We start from the raw sequence: 17,538 nt of genomic DNA, 5'->3' as shown, positions 1-17,538 counted from the left end.
ATTCATGTCTATATAAGCAGGTTAAACTATTTATAGTCTAACAGAGGTATGGATCCCCTATTAACCGCTGGTACGCCAATAGCTCTTTAATGCCGTATGGATGAAGTAGATCGATGGAACATTGTTGATGGTCCCACATACTTTATTCCATCTCGGGATCCCTGCCGATCACTTAGGTGAATTTGCAGGGAACCGTTTTGATAGCGAACGGAATTTATATGCCTGAACTTTTTATGGGGCAAACTAATTTGAAAATCCATGTCCTTATATTGGTCCTTTTGTGAAGCGGAATCAATGGCATACCCAAATAAACCTGTGGCCCGCTTTATTTTTAGGTGCAGAATGCCATTCTGTATTTTTAGGGAATGATTGCCTTTTTTAAGAAAATTGGCCGAAATGAGGATATGGACCCCAAAATTGTCCATTTGCATTTGGAATTTCTTAAATTTCAACGGCAGGTAGGAGTTAAGTCTTCTTTGGTAGTTTTTATTCTTAGTGGTATTTATTGCTTCCATAACTATTTTTTTAAATTATACTTTACTGTTAGCAAGTAATCGTCTAAAGAAACAGAACGAAAAATGATTTTTTTTTGGGCTAAAGGGTTCCCATTTAACCCATTTATCTTAGTGGGTATTTGGAACAGTCCCTGCTCCAATTAAGGGACAAGATACCTTCATCTGTAAAACTTGAATTCGTAAAAATTGCTCCCGGAAAGAAAATCGGGAAGAAAGTGTTGAAATCCCCTCCTTAAGTAAGAAGGTTCCGTATAACGCCCACTTATTATACTATTTGACAATAGATTATTAGTAATTCTTTCAATTGACCAAACAGAAAACGTGGGCGAAAAATCGTCTTCTCGTTTAATAAATTGCATGTTATCGCTATTTCAAATTTTGAATAAAAATAAAAATTAACAGAAAATTCTAAAAGTTAAAAAATGTGAAAATATAGACTTCTTTCACTGTTCAATCCTTCAAGCGAACTCTGAAAAAGAAGCCAATAACATTTTTCCTAAACAGCAAGTTCAACATATTCCTCTTAGCCTATGTGCTGTACTTGCTAAAGGAATATATTGATTTTTAAAATGGCCCCATAGAAGTAATTCTACAAGTCCATTTGTCTTTCTAATTTACAAGTTTTAGGGTTTCTCTCTCCTTAGAAAAACAATTTTCAGGTGCTGCAATAGGTAGGGAACTTTGAAAAGCCCCGAGTTTGTAGGTGAGCTCCTTGAGCTTCTCAGGATTATCAGCCGACACATCTGTCTGCTCCGCCCAATCGGAAGCAATATTGTATAGTTCGGCCCTTCCTAATTGATCGTTCGTCAAAAGTTTCCAGTTGCCCTCTTGTACAGCAGCACTGGGCCAAAAATCGGGCCGGTCACTGGAAAAGCGCCAATCCCAATAAATGGGCTTTTGTCTAATAAAGGATTCGCCCCTTATGGCGGAAGCGATGCTTACTCCATCGGCTTGGTAATTCTCGGGATAGCTTGCCCCTGCCAACTCCAAAAATGTCGGCAATAAATCTACGGTGGCCAATTCGGTAGTTTTATCAATCGTTCCTGCCGGTACCACACTTGGCCAGCGTACCAAAAAGGGTATACGGACACCACCAGCAAAAAGGGAGCGCTTACGTCCTTTAAGCTCGCCTGTTTCCCCAACGGAATAATAAGTCCCTAAACCAGGTCCGGTAGAATTATCCTCTGTAATTTTATTTTTACCGGTTATTTCGGGACCATTATCAGAAGAAAAGACAACCAAGGTGTTCTCATCTATTCCCAAAATTTTTAAAGTGGAAAACAATTCCCCTATACGGGCATCATACTCGGCCACAACAGCAGCATACACCTGTTGCTGTTCGTCCAAATGTGCAAATTGTTGCATGTACTCCTCTTTGGGGTAATGGGGAGTATGCGTTGCATGGATCCAAGCATTAATAAAAAAAGGTTTGTCCTTATGGCGCTTTACAAAATCAATAGTTTTATATATAGTAGAATCCGCATGCATTTGATGTAAGTTACTCGGTAAATTAAATGCTCCATACTCATCGTATCCATACTCCAAGGGGGAAGGTGCATCTTCAACATGGGTATTGGACAAATGCCATTTACCAAAATGGGCCGTGGAATATCCAGCTTCCTTTAACATTTTGGGAAGTAAGGGGGCTTGGGGATTCAACCAATCTGGCATATTTCTTTTTATATGCGATTCTACGGACGCAAAATGCCCGTGAACACTTTGTCGGGCTGGGTATTGCCCCGTCATTACCGCCACCCTACTTGGTGAGCAAACAGGATTAACCACAGAGAAGTTCTGAAAATCGATGCCTTCGGCAGCCATTTTATCCAGGTTGGGGGTTTTGCAAAAAGTACTTCCATGAATTCCCAAATCTGCATATCCCCAATCATCGGCAAATATGAATATGATATTCGGTTGCGTTTTTTCCTCGGCAATAGGTTCTTTTTTGGCTTCTTGCCGGGCTCCACACGAAAGCAGGATTAAAGTGAATAAGCTAAGAACAATACCTCTTGTAGTAACTTTCATTCTTTTAATTTTTGGATGGTAATTTTCTGAACAGGACATAATAGAGCCAAGTATACACAAAAATGTCCATGGTACAAACCTAGCGCAAAACTCAAAAAAAGTATTTCTCTGTTAGACCATATTTTTGCTGTATTTGATCAAAACTAAGGGAAATGCAGCTTAGCGTACCTAAATTTGGGATTTGATCCAATTTGGCAAATCCCAATTCTCCTTAACATATTCCTGTGGTACGCCGGCTGTTGTTCTACCGTCCTTAATGATATTGACTATCTTTTTGGTAAGTCTTTTCACCACATCGGGATGCTCATAATAGAGGTTGGTAGTTTCGCTTGGATCCATTTCCATATTATAAAGTTCAAAAACGGCTTCCCCTTCTTTGGGCTGAATAAATCTTGGTTCTAGTGAACCCCCGGATCCACGAAACATATTTAATTTCCATTTTCCTTGTCGAATGGCAAAATCCCCTGATACCGAATGGTGGATTACCGCTCCCCTAACCGTTTTATCATCATCCTTTCCTTGTAAAATGGGCAGCAGGCTATAACTGTCCTCGCCCGCATTATCCGGAAGCTCTACTCCAATGATATCGGCAATAGTCGCCAGATAATCGGTCTGGCAAACCGGTACATCCGATTTTAAACCGGCCTTTATTTGTGCCGGCCAACGCATTAGGAAGGGCACGCGATGACCACCCTCGTATATGTCGCGCTTACCACCTTTAAAATGTAAGCTACTAAAGTGCCCATATACATCGCGTTGATAAACATAGTTGGTTTCCGCACCGTTATCCGAAGAAAAGATTACCAAGGTGTTGTCATCAACACCATTGGCTTTTAAGGCATTCAATACCTGCCCCACCCTATAATCGGTTTCTTCCATAAAATCGCCATAATTGCCACAGTTGCTTCGGCCTTGAAAATCTGGATGGGTACTATGCGGCAAATGCGGACTGTTCAATGGCAAGTATAAAAAGAATGGCTTGCCGTTTTTTGCCTCTTTGGAGGATTCATTAATATATTCCACTGCCCTATTGACCAGGTTTTCCAATACCAACTCATCATTGAAGGATGGAGCCACCTCCACCCAGCCCCTACCACCTTCTTTTTCGTAAGGGGGGGTCATCCTATAGGGCTTTGGGGTAATGTCATCACTATACGTCCTAGGGTTAGTGTCAGGCTTCTTCTTGGTCCATAAGACTGGAGGATCCAAAACCCTATCATTTTCCAAATAGGTAAGTATGCCATAGTTCATGGATGCGGGAATCCCGTAAAAATAGTCGAATCCCTTCTCAATAGGACCATCGGTAAAGGGTTTGGACCAGTCACGATCTTTGCCCAGACTTCCTTTAAACTCCATTTGAAGGTGCCATTTCCCTACCATAGCCGTATTGTAGCCATTATCGCTTAGCAAGGAAGCAATGGTCATCCTATCCTTCTCTATCAAACAGGGTCCATCGGCTTCTAGGACTCCTTTTTTTAAGGAGGTCCGCCAACTGTATCTTCCTGTTAATAAGGAGTATCTAGAGGGGGTACAGACCGCATCACTGCTATGCCCATCCGTAAAGATCATCCCCTCATTGGCCAATATGTCCATGTTGGGAGTCTTAAATTTAGCATCGGGGTTAAGAGCTGCTACATCCCCATAACCCTGGTCGTCGGTATAAATAATGACGATATTTGGTTTTTGAATACGCTGTGCTCCGGTAGCCATGCTAAACAATAACAAACAAACTCTAAGATGCTGTTTCAATAAATGCATAATGCTTTTAAATTAATTTTTACCATATCCAATAACCACGAATACCCTTACCTACTTCGAATACTAATGCCCCAGACTCTGTAGACGTGATATAGTGCTTTCTATAATTTGTGTTTTCCCAATAGCGCCAAATTACATTTTAAATTTATTCATCAATAGGAATCACATTATCCGTTCTGAAAGGATAGGCAGGTAAATCTGCACTATTGACCAAATTGACATCCGGTTTTCCGGCAAAGGCATACCTAACAAATTTGGGGTCTTTAATGTCACCATGGGACAGCACTACCGTTTCCCCAACAATTTTCGCTTTTGCCTTTTGCCATTGCATTGATCCATCAGAAATCCAGAATCCCACAGGGGCGTTTCCATCCACCGTTTTTAACCCCTGGGCATTCTTAAAATAAACTATAAGTGTATGGTTTAGTGGCTCAACTTCCCTAAAGATGGGGCCTTCCGCCACCACATCCTTATCAAGGGTATATTTTTCCGCAGCCAGCGCCAGTCTAATCCCTATGGGGAGTTTATCCACTGGGTGAACGTTCTTTTCGTCCCCTAGATCAATAGTGTTGACAACACTGGTATAAGGAAGATCCAATACCTTCATTTGCGACTCGCGCATCCATGCCCAGGACATGGCCGTTGGACTCGTGGGATCGATATCCGGGTTATTGTTCGTGCCTTTTCCATAACCAGGAAGCATTACAACAGAGAAGTGCATCTTATCATTATTCCATTCCTTTCTATACCGCCTGATCCAAGATTGTAGCACATCTCCATATTCCTTCATCCCAATCACTCTATGGAACCAATTGTCCCCGTTTACCTCCGGTACCCCGGCATAATAACGAGTGTTGCGTTCCCCTTGATACCACACCAAGCCTCTACAGGCATAAGGAGCCAAAGGCTTCATCATGGCATTATACAGAATATTGGGTTGCCTACGCATAAATATATCTTCTTGATTAGACCAACCTTCCAAGGAATTAATGGCAGATTTAATTCTATTCCTCGTTAAAGTATCGGCATCAAAGTCGTCCATTATATTCCTAAAATAGGGAAACTCTTTTGCCATATCGCGCGGCATCCAGGCTTCGAGGGAAGAACTGCCCCAAGAGGCATGTATTATTCCAATAGGAATATTGGCCGACTTCTCAAGGAAATATGCAAAACCAAATGCTACCGCACTGCTTGGGGGGGCATCTTGCCACTTTCCAAAAACATTGTCTTCTTCTTTAAAGGACACCGTTCTCTTCACCTCAAAACTTCTGATGTTTTCCGAAGAAGCCAACAGTGCTTTTGTTTCAGGGACGTTGTTCACCGAAAATTGCATATTGGATTGTCCGGAACATATCCATACTTCACCCACCACTACATTAGATAATACTATTTCCGTATTTCCAATAATGGTCATTTCCCTAGGTGTTTTTGACGCCTCCAAAGGGGCTAATGCAACCATCCACTTTCCATCTTTCCCAACTTTTGTTGAAACCTTTTGGCCTGCAAATCTTACCGTTATCCTATCCTTGGGCGCTGCGATTCCCCATACAGGGACTTCGGTACCGCGTTGCAATACCATATTATCGCAAAATAAATTGGATAACTTTAATTCTTGGGAATATGTTATTGCTGTATTAAAAAATAGAAAAATATAGAGTGTTAAGATGAACGGTTGTTTCGTCATTATTATAAATTATCTGTTTTATTCCATACTAACAGCAGGGGTCAATCGGATTTCTTTAAGGCTGGCACTTTTCCTATTTCCGTCTACCAAAGTAACCGTTATGCTATGTTCTCCTGGCGTTTCAAATTTTAAAAGCCCCATTTCATAATAATTATAGACCTCCGATGAGTTCTGCTGATTCTGTACAACCTTTCCTTCTTCCGAAGTAATTCTCCATACCAAGCGGCCAGATCCAGCATAATTCAGTTCCGTTTGGTAATAACCGGGCTCCTTCACCATAACCTTCCAGGTCACCTTACCCTTGTCTGTCCAATCTTGGGCCTGTTCAATATGTTTCCACTCCCCGAACTTTTCCATCCACCTTTTTTCGGTGATGGCTGCACCTTCCGCCTTTGCAAAATCCACTGGAAGCTCTGTAGCAAAAACAGGGTCTAAACTAAGTCTGTCATCCACTTTTGGGAGCCCCTCTACCTCAAGCTCAATTACGGAAATCAATCTTTCTGGACGCTTTGCGGGAAGGCTTATCACGGCCCAATCCCCCTCCTTGGCGGTCTCCAATGCTATAAACTTCCCGTTTATCCAAAGCTTAGCGAAGATAATATTATTTTTGAGGCCTGGAAGCCATAACTTACCATCCAAAGGCCATTCGTACACGCAGAGATTCAACTTGCCATCCGCTGCTATGGTAACATCTCCCCAGGGTAACTTTCGGCCCCATGGCGAAGAACCGGTCTTATATACTACCTGCGGGTACTTGTTGATCCATTCCCCGGAAGCCCTTAAGGATTCCTGTGCCTCAGTTGGAATACTGCCGTCCGGTGCCGGACCAACATTCAACATATAGGTACCTCCCCTGGCCACCGTAGAAATTATACTCTTTAAAATACGTTTGGGACTTTTCCAATTCCCATCGTACCAGGCATATCCCCAAGAGTCGTTGGTAACATCTACAGTCTCCCATAGGCCCCCTATATTTTTAACGGGAATGTTCATATCGCCCAAGGATTTATAATCTCCCAATCCATGGCCCGCCCTTCCGGAAATCATGGCGTTGGGTTGGTGCTTGCGGACTACATCCACCAATTCGGCTACATATTTTTTCTCCATATTGCCGGGAGTATCAAACCAGACCATGGCAATTTCCCCATATTCGGTCACGATCTCCTTTACCTGAGGAAGACATTTTTTCTTAAAGTAGTAATCAAAACCTACCTCTTTCCCTTTTTCATTGACCTTGGGTCCGCCATTGCCCCCTGGAAAGGTCCAGTCCTGATTGTGGGAATAATAAAAACCGAATCCAAGTCCCAATTCCTTACAGGCCTTGGACAATTCTTTCATGGGATCTCTGGCAAAGGGAGTAGCCTTTACAATATTGAAATCATTGCTTTTGGAATTATACATGGCAAAACCGTCATGGTGCTTACTGGTAACAACAACATATTTCATTCCTGCATCCTTGGCCAATTGCGCAATAGCCTTGGCATCAAAATTTACCGGGTTGAAGTTTTTTGCCTCTGCCATATATTCATCTACCGGAATATTGGCCCTTCTAGGATTCATGATCCACTCACTAATGCCGTAATAGGTACTATCCTTCCATTTGTTGGCAATGTTGGAGTAAATACCCCAATGGATGAACATGGCGTAATTGCCATCATCAAATAGTGCTGTCCTGGAGGCTGGGGCATCCGCTCCCAAAGTGTTCTGTTCGCCCCACATTTCGTCCATTGACTTTCCATTTTGCTTTTCTTGTCCCAAAATAGTACCAACTTGCAGTACAAGTGCCATCAATAGCAATATGGATTGTCTCTTCCCAATTTTTAAATTCATTGTTTGTTGTTATTAATAGATTTATGTTTATTTACTTAGGTCCATTATCTTATATGCAAATTTGCTAGTAACTATATTTTCTTGACCAATCGCGTGGGAGAACTATATATATGCCCTTTAGAATCAATGATGTTGACAAAATAGGCCTGTGCATTTTTGGGCAATGTTGCCGAAATTATTTTCTTGGAATCGGAAAAACGCATGCTAATTTGCTGCCATATATAATTATCCCTACCCCAATCTGCCGTATCGGAGTTAGTATATAGAACAGCTTCCATTACTTTTCCATCAACCCCATATACCAATTCGTTATTTCTCTTTAGCCTCTTAAACTTCGGTTTTAAAAAGCGTTCACCCTTCTTTATCACATAATCTGCAAAAGCGTAAATTTCTTCCGGTTCCCTACCAGGGCTATGCCCGTGTTTCATATTATGTTCCACATAGAGGTACTTTTCGTTTTTGGAAGCTAGATACGTTTTAGTGAAGCTGTTCATAGTGAAATGAAAATCATTGGTGCCGTTAACGAACAAGGTAGGTTGCTCCTGCAAGGGGATATACAAAGAAGGCTCCCAATTTTGAAGGTAGAATTGCTGTTGTTCCTTACTCAAAAGTCTTAGAAGGTGGCTATAGTGTGGAGTTTCATGCAAAAAACCGCAACCGTATACCGGAATGGCAAAGGCATAACGGTCATCAATGCCCGTAATCACATTGGTAAGAATGCCTCCCCAAGAAATTCCGCTAATACCTATGCTCTCGACATCCACTTCCGGAAAACTTTTAAGTAGACTAGTGGCCAGCATTACGTCTGCAACGGCATGATAAAACCATTGGTCCTGCAACTTTTTAATAACAACATCCTCAAAAAATCCTATTCTTCGCGGTCCGTAAAATTCATGTCCAGGCCATAGCTTTTCCCCACTAGTATGTTCCATTTTTTCACCCGGAACCTGGCCCTCCAAAGCTACCGCAATGGCGATATATCCTCTATCTGTCCATTCCTTGATCCATTCCGGAAAAGCGGTACCGCCACCACCATGCACCAAGACCACAGCTGGTCTTTTTTCCCCTTTTGAAAGACCATTAGGCACCCCGTACCAGCAAAATACCTTGGTCTGTTTTCCGTTATAATCCAGCCCCTTAAAAAAAAGGCCTTTTATATTTGAAAACTGTTTGTACGCTTCAAAATCATGGGTAAAATCAAAACTTGGTGTGTTCCATACCCCGGCTTTTGCAAGTTCTGATTTTACCCCAAGTGGTCCATATAGAGCATTGGATTGACCTTCCGCTCTATTGCAAATAGCCAAAAACAATAGAAGGAACCCTAAAATAGGCCTTTTAACGGGAGGCTTATTTTGCATCTGGAACGTATGAATAAAGTATTGCATTATTGATTTAAGACCTTTTGTAAACCGTGAACCATTACAGATGATGCGCAGTTTTAATTAGGTCAAATCTAATTAGGGAATTGCGAGAAGGCCTTCTCTTTTCGACCAATCCTTTGCTTATTTCAACCAATCCACTTGTATTGAAACCATAAGATAACACCAAAACAACCTTCAAAAACCAGGTTATAGTTGATAATGTTTAATAGGACCTGCCCAAAAGGTGGGTCGACGATATTATTCCATGTATAATATCATCTTCAATCTGTCTTGGTAAATTCGGAAGGAGAAACTCCGTGAAGTTTTTTAAAAGCTGTGGAGAAATAGGAATTGGATTCGATACCGATTTGATACATGACCTCGGCCACGTTATAGCCTTCGTTTTGGCCTAGGAGTTCCGCTGCTCTTTGAAGTCTAAAATTTCTTAAGTAGACATTGGGGGCCTGACCGGTAAGCTGTTTAAGGCGCCGATAGAAGTGCGAGGTACTAAGTCCAATTTCCAGGGCAAGCTCTTCGACCCCAAAATTGGAATCTGAAATATTTTTTTCCATGATGGCAATGGTATTGCCCAAGAATTCCTTGTCCCTGGTCGAAATTCCGACAGCATTCTTGGGAAGCTTGCTATTCTTTGAAAAATACTCCTTTAAGCGTTCCCTGGTCTCAATCAATTTTTCGATCCTTAGCTCAAGGTGTCTCAATGAAAAAGGTTTGCCAATATATTCATCGGCTCCAAATTCGAGACCTTTGATCATATCTTCGTTCTCGTTCAATGCCGTTAGGAGCAACACGCGAATATGACTGAGATCAGGATCGGATTTTATTTTCTCGCACAACTCAAAACCATCCATTCCGGGCATCATTACATCGCTAATGACCAAATCCGGCTCATTACCTTTTATTTTTACCAGCCCTTCAATCCCATTGTTTGCTACTTCAATATTATATTTTTCCGAAAGAGTACCCTTTAAAAAGGTCTGTACATCCACTTCATTTTCCACCAACAAAATTGAATATTTCCTTTTGCTACCATTTTTGCTTGGCGAAGCTAAATTATCCTCAGTAATTTTAGAGGACAAGGGAATCCAATCATCCACAAAGGACTTTTTGGAAAAATCAATTTCGTCCTCCTTGTATTCCTTTAGGGATTTGGAAGGTAATATGACCGAAAAGCGGGTCTCTACCCCAGGATTGCTTTTTACGGAAATCTCACCATCCAGTAAATTCACCAAGGATTTGCAAAATGATAGGCCTATTCCGCCACCGCTAACCTTATCGCTCCTATTTCCCAATTGATAGAACCGTTCGAAAATATTTTCCAGATCTTCTTCAGGAATTCCCTTACCACTATCTACCACATCAATATATATCATTTTTTGCCCCGAAGTACAATCAATTTTAGATTCGATACCTATAGTGCCAAAAGGCGGTGTATTCTTAAAGGAGTTGGAAAGTAGATTGAAGATAATACGTTCTGTCTTTTCTACATCAATAATAATCTCTTCGTCCGGGGAACCAATTTTATACGTAAAATTGATGTCCTTTTCAATGGCAAAGTTTTCAAATGCCTCAATGGTGGGGTTAACAAAGGCTCCCAAAGTCTCCTTCCTTAAATTCAATTTAAGTCGACCTTGTTCCGCTTGTTGAAAAGTGATCAATTGATCCGCAAGGCTCAAAAGCCTTTTGGTGTTTTTCTGGATAAGTGCTAAATATTTGTTGTTTTCTGGATCTGTGTTTCGGGTAAGCAACCGCTCCAATGGGCCTGCAATTAATGTCAACGGTGTCCTAAATTCATGGGACATGTTGGTGAAATACTGAAATTTTCCCTGATTGATGGTATGCACCCGCTCCTTATCCAATTCTTCAAATTTCAACCGTTGCTTTAATTTCTCATGTTGCGAAAAATAGATGACAATGCCTATGCCTATACCCACAGTGAGCAAGGTAAACAGCAAATAACTCCACCACGTACGGTACCAGGGGGGCAATATTTTAAGGTTCAAAGTTTTGGTCTCCGTACTCCAAATACCGTCACCATTGGCTGCCCTTACCTTGAATACATAACTTCTGGCGGGCAAATTAGTATAGGTAACCGTAGTCTTACCCTCGTTTACGGTTACCCAATCCTCATTAAAACCCTCCAATTTATAGGCCACTTTATTTTTGGAAGGCGTTGAGGTATGTTCCACGGCGAGGTCAAAAGCAATAAATTGTTCCTTTTGGCTTACGGCAATACTGGTGGTCTCTGAAATGGACCTATCGAGGATTACCCTGTTATTCAATTTTTCCCCTATACTTACACGTTCGTTGTTTACAAGAAGGTCTGTGATCAAAACCTTTGGAGGTTGATCGTTAAGTTTAATATCCTCTGGCCTAAAAATGGTCAGCCCATTCAATCCGCCAAAATAAAAATACCCGGATCTGCCCTTAAAAAAAGCCCCTTGTCTAAAGTTGTTCTGGGCGAGACCATCGCGCACATCAAATACATTTATAGTGCTGTCCTTTAAATGAAATCTCAATAGTCCCATATCGGAACTTAACCATAAATAATTATCCCCTTCTGGTAAAATACCGTAGATGGCATCGTCCGGCAAGACATCATTTTTGCGGAAAAATTCTATTTTGGAAGGTATTCCTGAACTATCCATAGTCATTTTATTGAGTCCGCCACCAAAGGTACCTACCCAGATATTTCCCGAATTATCTTCATATAGGGAGAAAACATTCTCATAGCTCAAGTTTATTTCATCATTCCTGTTGTGCGAGTACTTTTGGTGGATCCTAATTTCCTCGCCGTCATAACTAGCATGTACCAATCCTTTTTTGGTGCCGATCCACCATGAACCATTGCCTGACTTTAAGAAAATATGGCCAATTTCATTTTCCAAAGAAATACTGGACCTCAACTCGAGAACCGGGTTTTTACTGCCGTCTATTACGGGCCATGGATTTTGCACAACCGTGAGCTGGCTACCCAATAGAAGAATTTCATTTTCCGAAATCTGGGAAATACTTCTAATTCCGTTGTTTAATAGTGGTAAGCCATCTTTGGCCAAGCTTAGACTTTTAAATTGATCATTCAAGGGATTGTACACTACAAGGGAATAGTCGGTGCCAAACCATAAATATCCTTTATTGTCCTCATAAATGCTCCGAACAATATCCATAGCGGAAATAGGAAATCCATTTTCTAAATTTTCGAACTTTAGCGAGTTTGAGGTTTGACCGTTCACTGCAGTGGTACTTCTGAAAAGTGGGGTGTTGTAACCGGACAACCATAACCTTTCCTTTCTGTCCTCGAGAATTGCCGTCAATAAATTATCTGTCAAGGACTGCGGCTCATAAGGATTGTTGGAATAGCTCTTAAATTGTTTCTGGCTAAGGTCCAGCTTATTTATTCCGCCTTGGGCGGTACCTACCCACAACACATTAAAATCGTCCTGAAAAAGGGCATTTATATTTTGACTGCTTATGCCAAAAGTATTTCGGGGATCGTAGGCAAAGTGTTGAAAACTGTCCCCATCCTCTATATATTTAAAGAGACCGTTATCTGTAGTGCCGATCCAAACGCTGCCCGAATGGTCTTCAAAAATAACGTCTACCATAATGATAGCGCTTTTGGAATTTAATTTTTTATCGGTATCAAAATTGGTGATAATATGTACCTTTTCCCCATCAAAAGATGCCTTGTACAAGCCTTTTTCGGTACCGATCCAAAAAATATTATTTCTATTCATGAGGCAGGAAACGACCTCATTTTCCAAAGTTTTAAATTGGGTCAAATCCCTGATTTCCATATCAGCACCGGAAACACCAGTGGCAAGGGATAAATTCCACAAGCCCGTCGAAGTAGCTAACACCAGAGAATTTTTGTCCCTAAAACCAAAATCGTTTAGGGAAGGCACTTGAGGATGTGATGCAAGGATGTTATGAGAAACCTGGAAGACGCCATTCTGTATATCCGTAAGTTGGCAAACATATAGCTCATTTTCACCAGAAAACCAGATTTTGCCATCCGGTCCGGAACTAATCCTACTAATACTAAGCCTATGGTTCAGGGGTACTGTTAGGAATTTTTCGAGTGATGGAATATAAACATTAAGGCCAAGGGTAGTTCCAATCCACAATAACCCATCCTTATCCTTAAATAACTGTTTAACATCGTTGCTAAGAATATTTCCGTTGCTCTCGGATTGGGTGGTAAAGGTTTTAAATTCATAGCCATCATGCCTAATGAGTCCGTTCGGCGTACCAAACCATAGAAATCCGTACCGATCCTGTACTATGGAATTTATGGTATTTTGGTTAAAACCTTGCTGGTTGGAAAACCTTTCAAACTTTTGGGAATACCCGAAGAATGGGGCCATAAGGCTAAAAATTACGACTCCCCAAAAAAACAGTAAACCAACTTGCTTATAATTTCCTCTCATTCCTTTGGTTAAATCTTTGCAGAAGACTAGCGTCCAATACCTTTTACTACAGGATATAAGCAAATATAAATGTGTTGGGTCATAAAGCCTAATTTATTCACAGGACCCGTTTTTCACGAATCGCAGGTGCATTGAAATACGAGTTTTTAATTTGAACCGGATAGTTTATTTAATTTCCTGTGTAAATATGCAAATGGTTTTATTAGGAACAAACATAAATATAACTGAAATCATAGGGGGGGGTATGGGGTCAAAACACCTTAAACATCAAATGTTTAACATCGCCATCTAGTTGAAATTTTACTCAGAACTGAAATAGAGGGGGGGGTTAGTTCCCTAATTGTGGAATGACATCATTTGTCTGTTTGGAAATTATTTTACTTCTCATATCTTCTTTATCCTCCAAAGCTCTTGAAATATTCATTAATATATTTCTAAAATTGTCTCGATTATTTTTAGATTTTTTATAGAAAATTCTGATTTGCTTGCAATTTGATTTTTGCATTAAAGTTTTTAGCAAAATATTATCAGATAATCCACAGGATAATCCATAAATATAAACCTCGTATGGTTGGTGTAATTGTGTTTCCAAATCTCGATAATCGGTACTATTGAAATAATGTGTAGATTTAATATTTTCTAAGTACTCATCACTTTGACTTTCTAATCTTAAATATTCATCTCCTGTTTCGTTTCCATATCCAAAAATTATTGGAGATACATTTATTTCTCCATGAATGTTGTTGACTCTAATCCTCCGACTAAGATCTGCTGAAGTATGGGTCAATAATTTACTTAAGAATTGCGTGTAATTGAAATTTACAAAATAATACCATTCCGGATCGTCATTTGAATCCTCATATAACTGATAAGTACTATTATATTTAATAACAGGTCCAAAAAAATGTTTCCGGTATTTTGAAAACGTACTGACATTATTGTCTTTAAAATCTAATTCTTTTAAATATTCAGCTAGCTTAGATTTAATTAACTCAAAATACTCGTTGAGTTCAATAACATCCTTCTGTTTCGTTTTCAAGAGTTCAAGAAAATATAATTCTTCGACATTTACCCAACTATTTTTATTGTAGAAGTCAAAAAGGTCATAAATTAGGCCATGTTTAGGCCTTAATTTAAGCAAAAATATACTTTGTGGTTCTAACCTCTTAATTTCTTCCATAAACGCCCTATACTTGAAATCTTTTAGGGGTAGTGTTTGGACCCATTTGAAAGTTGCAGAGTTAATTGTAATATCAAATATTTCGTTTTCAACTTTAAACTGATAATGATCTCCTTTATACGATTCTGGAGGGTGTTTTAATAAATTAGCCAAAGTTTCAGACATTAGCCAATCTAAAAAATGAGAATAGCTAGTAGGCATGTTTAAAGACCTATCAAATCCATTACCAATTAAAATAATTCGATTCATTCAAAAACGGAAATATGTGAACTCCAAACATATTAAAATAATTGGATTCAATCATAAAAAGAAATATGTGACCCCCAAACGTGACCCCCAAATACAACAAAACCCCCATAAATAGGGGGTTTTTTGTGGTCCCACCTGGGTTAGCTCGCAGTGCTCGTGAACCAGGATTACCCCCTACTGCAAACAGAAAACCACACTTCGCTGACGCGAACCACTTTTTTCATTTCCTGTTGAAAGCTCGGTCTAGCCCAGCTTTCTTCCAAGAAATGAAAAACCCACGCTATAGGCGTGGGTTTTCTGCTTGATGTGGTCCCACCTGGACCCCCGATATTTTGATACTATTTTATCACATTTTATTGTATACTAGGCCTTTAACCCCTATAAACAGTACATTTAATTACAATCCTTTACAAGCCAAAAACAAACCAAATTAAAATTATTCCGCCCCTCTCTACGCCCCTATATTTATTTTTTGATATATATTAGCACCATGGCAAAAGCAAAATTCAAACTTAAAGAACCTAATTCCAAGACTGAAACTTTAATCTATTTGAATTATTATTATAACTACAAAAGATTTAAGTATTCCACAGGTGAAAAGATAAATCCCAAATTTTGGAATCCTACTGGGCAACGAGCAAAAGAAAGTAAACAATTCCCTCAATATCCTGAATTCAATTCAAGATTGGATATACTTCAAAATGGTATTAATACCGCTTATCGAAGATTACTTAATGACGGGATTCAACCAAATAACGAAATCTTAAAAAAAGCTCTTGAAGCAGAATTATCGGGCAACATTTTACAAGCCAATAAAAAGACCTTTTTTGATTTTGTTGAGGGCTATATTGAAGAGAGTAAACTTAACAAGAAATCAGGAACAATTAAAGTATACAATACCACTTTCAAGTACTTAAAGGAGTATGCTAAAAAGATAAACAAGAGTATAGATTTTGAATCTATCAACCTAGAATTTTATAATCAATATACTTCGTATTTGGCAGTTGATTCGAATCTATCCGCCAATACCGTTGGCAAGCATATAAAGACAATTAAATCTTTTATGAATGAAGCTACCGAAAGAGGTTATAATGAAAATCTGGAATTCAAAAAACGAAAATTTAAAACCTTAAGGGAAGAAGCGGATACTATTTACTTAAATGTAGACGAACTAAAAGCAATGGAAGATATAGACTTATCATCTAGCCCAAGATTAGAAAAAGTAAGGGATTTATTTTTAGTTGGCTGTTATACAGGATTGCGGTTTTCAGATTTTACACAGATTAAACCCGAAAACATTATTTCAGATAAATCCATGCTCCAAATAAGAACTCAAAAGACTGGAGAACGTGTTTCTATTCCACTGCATCAAACTGTAAAAAACATCCTCAAAAAATACAATAATAATCTTCCTACTGCGTATACTAATCAGGTTATGAATAGATATCTTAAAGATGTTGCAAGTTTAGCACAATTAAAGGATGAAGTAGAAACAACCATTACCAAAGGTGGCGTTATGAAAAAAGAAGCTGTAAAAAAGTTCAACTTAGTTACTACACATACAGCAAGAAGAAGTTTCGCAACCAATTTATTTTTGGCCGATATTCCCGCAATATCTATAATGAAGATAACCGGACATAAAACAGAACGTTCCTTTATGCAATACATCAGAGTAACACAGGAACAAAATGCAGATAAATTATTAAATCATCCATTTTTCAACTAATGAAAGTAAGAAACGTTCAAGAATTACAAGACATATTCAATACAAGTCTAAGCAAAGCCAAAAACAAAGAAATTATAATTGAAAATGAACTCAAACAAATAGATGTATTTCTTCATACTCAGGGGTCTAATAATTACAGAAAAGAAATTATAAATCTAATAGCCGAACACGATAATTTAAACCCCAATTTTGACCGTATTAATTGGCTGTATTTTACCAAGGGAGATTTTGATACATTTCATCGTTATTACGACGACTATTTAATACAAGAAATTGAAAGCCCCTTACCTGTATACGAATTCAATAATGAAATATCTCAAGAAGAAATAAATGGATTTTTTGAAGAGATTAAGCGAATTAGAAAACAAGCCATTGAATTGGCAAAATATACAATTTGGTTAAAAGCATTAAAATCTACCAATAATTCAAAACCTCAAAAAAAGAATAATACTCTTTCCCAAAAACAAAAATTATTAGCACTTCATTATTTGGGATTGGATTTTAGAAAGCAAGATTATATTAAATCAGCTAAAGTCTTGCAAGAAATTTATGGCCATCATTTCGAAGATAGTCGTAAACTGATGCCTATGCTATACGATACCAACAATTCATTGAAGACTAGCGATAATCTGCGAAGTGTTTTAAATTTATTCAAAAGCATTGGTTTTACTGATGCTGTCGAAGATATACAAAAGGATTTAGACAACTGTACAAATAATTCATAGGTAATCTGGTAAAGAATGTGGGGTACCCCCCAGCTTA

10 protein-coding genes are annotated in these 17,538 nt (G+C 39.1%); 2 read left to right on the top strand and 8 right to left on the bottom strand.

All coding sequences use genetic code 11. The features are described from left to right. Nucleotides 1–86 precede the first annotated feature (86 nt). The 8 genes from B9Y87_RS19020 to B9Y87_RS18985 form a co-directional block, all read right to left on the bottom strand. Nucleotides 87–515: a hypothetical protein gene (locus tag B9Y87_RS19020; RefSeq protein ID WP_085500546.1), complete on the bottom strand. Its 429-nt coding sequence runs from the start codon at nucleotides 513–515 to the stop codon at nucleotides 87–89. Between the two features lie 609 nt (nucleotides 516–1,124). After that, nucleotides 1,125–2,540, bottom strand: coding sequence for a sulfatase-like hydrolase/transferase (locus tag B9Y87_RS19015; protein WP_085500597.1), 1,416 nt, complete (start codon nucleotides 2,538–2,540; stop codon nucleotides 1,125–1,127). 168 nt (nucleotides 2,541–2,708) lie between these two features. Beyond that, nucleotides 2,709–4,298 carry a sulfatase family protein gene (locus B9Y87_RS19010; protein ID WP_085500545.1) on the bottom strand — a complete coding sequence of 530 codons (1,590 nt, stop codon included), beginning with the start codon at nucleotides 4,296–4,298 and terminating at the stop codon, nucleotides 2,709–2,711. Between the two features lie 145 nt (nucleotides 4,299–4,443). After that, nucleotides 4,444–5,982 carry a sialate O-acetylesterase gene (locus B9Y87_RS19005; protein ID WP_217807547.1) on the bottom strand — a complete coding sequence of 513 codons (1,539 nt, stop codon included), beginning with the start codon at nucleotides 5,980–5,982 and terminating at the stop codon, nucleotides 4,444–4,446. An 18-nt stretch (nucleotides 5,983–6,000) separates the two neighbouring features. Next, nucleotides 6,001–7,812: an alpha-L-fucosidase gene (locus B9Y87_RS19000; protein ID WP_217807546.1), complete on the bottom strand. Its 1,812-nt coding sequence runs from the start codon at nucleotides 7,810–7,812 to the stop codon at nucleotides 6,001–6,003. Between the two features lie 71 nt (nucleotides 7,813–7,883). After that, a complete protein-coding gene (locus tag B9Y87_RS18995; RefSeq protein ID WP_176225683.1) occupies nucleotides 7,884–9,170 on the bottom strand; it encodes an alpha/beta hydrolase family protein in 1,287 nt (428 codons plus the stop codon). Nucleotides 9,171–9,454: 284 nt separating this feature from the next. Then, nucleotides 9,455–13,558 (bottom strand): hybrid sensor histidine kinase/response regulator transcription factor, encoded by a 4,104-nt coding sequence (locus B9Y87_RS18990; RefSeq protein WP_217807545.1) that lies wholly within the window; start codon nucleotides 13,556–13,558, stop codon nucleotides 9,455–9,457. Between the two features lie 391 nt (nucleotides 13,559–13,949). Then, on the bottom strand, nucleotides 13,950–15,050 hold the full coding sequence (locus B9Y87_RS18985) for an AbiH family protein (protein WP_085500541.1): 1,101 nt from the start codon (nucleotides 15,048–15,050) through the stop codon (nucleotides 13,950–13,952). A 490-nt stretch (nucleotides 15,051–15,540) separates the two neighbouring features. On the opposite strand from B9Y87_RS18985, the gene B9Y87_RS18980 reads away from it, so the two are divergent. Both B9Y87_RS18980 and B9Y87_RS18975 read left to right on the top strand, forming a co-directional pair. Then, nucleotides 15,541–16,776, top strand: a complete 1,236-nt coding sequence (locus B9Y87_RS18980) for a tyrosine-type recombinase/integrase (protein WP_085500540.1) — start codon at nucleotides 15,541–15,543, stop codon at nucleotides 16,774–16,776. Next, complete coding sequence (locus B9Y87_RS18975) at nucleotides 16,776–17,501, top strand: hypothetical protein (protein WP_085500539.1); 726 nt, start codon at nucleotides 16,776–16,778, stop codon at nucleotides 17,499–17,501. The genes B9Y87_RS18980 and B9Y87_RS18975 overlap by 1 nt, the downstream gene beginning before the upstream one ends. The last annotated feature ends 37 nt before the right edge of the window (nucleotides 17,502–17,538 follow it).

This window comes from Arenibacter troitsensis (genome assembly GCF_900177645.1).
Classification (GTDB): Bacteria; Bacteroidota; Bacteroidia; order Flavobacteriales; family Flavobacteriaceae; genus Arenibacter; species Arenibacter troitsensis.
This window is presented reverse-complemented; position numbering and strand designations above follow the sequence as displayed.

Bases quoted from the DNA above. Each gene is read 5' to 3' on its own strand.
- B9Y87_RS19020 (WP_085500546.1), bottom strand. From the start codon at position 515: ATGGAAGCAATAAATACCACTAAGAATAAAAACTACCAAAGAAGACTT.
- B9Y87_RS19015 (WP_085500597.1), bottom strand. From the start codon at position 2,540: ATGAAAGTTACTACAAGAGGTATTGTTCTTAGCTTATTCACTTTAATC.
- B9Y87_RS19010 (WP_085500545.1), bottom strand. From the start codon at position 4,298: ATGCATTTATTGAAACAGCATCTTAGAGTTTGTTTGTTATTGTTTAGC.
- B9Y87_RS19005 (WP_217807547.1), bottom strand. From the start codon at position 5,982: ATGACGAAACAACCGTTCATCTTAACACTCTATATTTTTCTATTTTTT.
- B9Y87_RS19000 (WP_217807546.1), bottom strand. From the start codon at position 7,812: ATGAATTTAAAAATTGGGAAGAGACAATCCATATTGCTATTGATGGCA.
- B9Y87_RS18995 (WP_176225683.1), bottom strand. From the start codon at position 9,170: ATGCAAAATAAGCCTCCCGTTAAAAGGCCTATTTTAGGGTTCCTTCTA.
- B9Y87_RS18990 (WP_217807545.1), bottom strand. From the start codon at position 13,558: ATGGCCCCATTCTTCGGGTATTCCCAAAAGTTTGAAAGGTTTTCCAAC.
- B9Y87_RS18985 (WP_085500541.1), bottom strand. From the start codon at position 15,050: ATGAATCGAATTATTTTAATTGGTAATGGATTTGATAGGTCTTTAAAC.
- B9Y87_RS18980 (WP_085500540.1), top strand. From the start codon at position 15,541: ATGGCAAAAGCAAAATTCAAACTTAAAGAACCTAATTCCAAGACTGAA.
- B9Y87_RS18975 (WP_085500539.1), top strand. From the start codon at position 16,776: ATGAAAGTAAGAAACGTTCAAGAATTACAAGACATATTCAATACAAGT.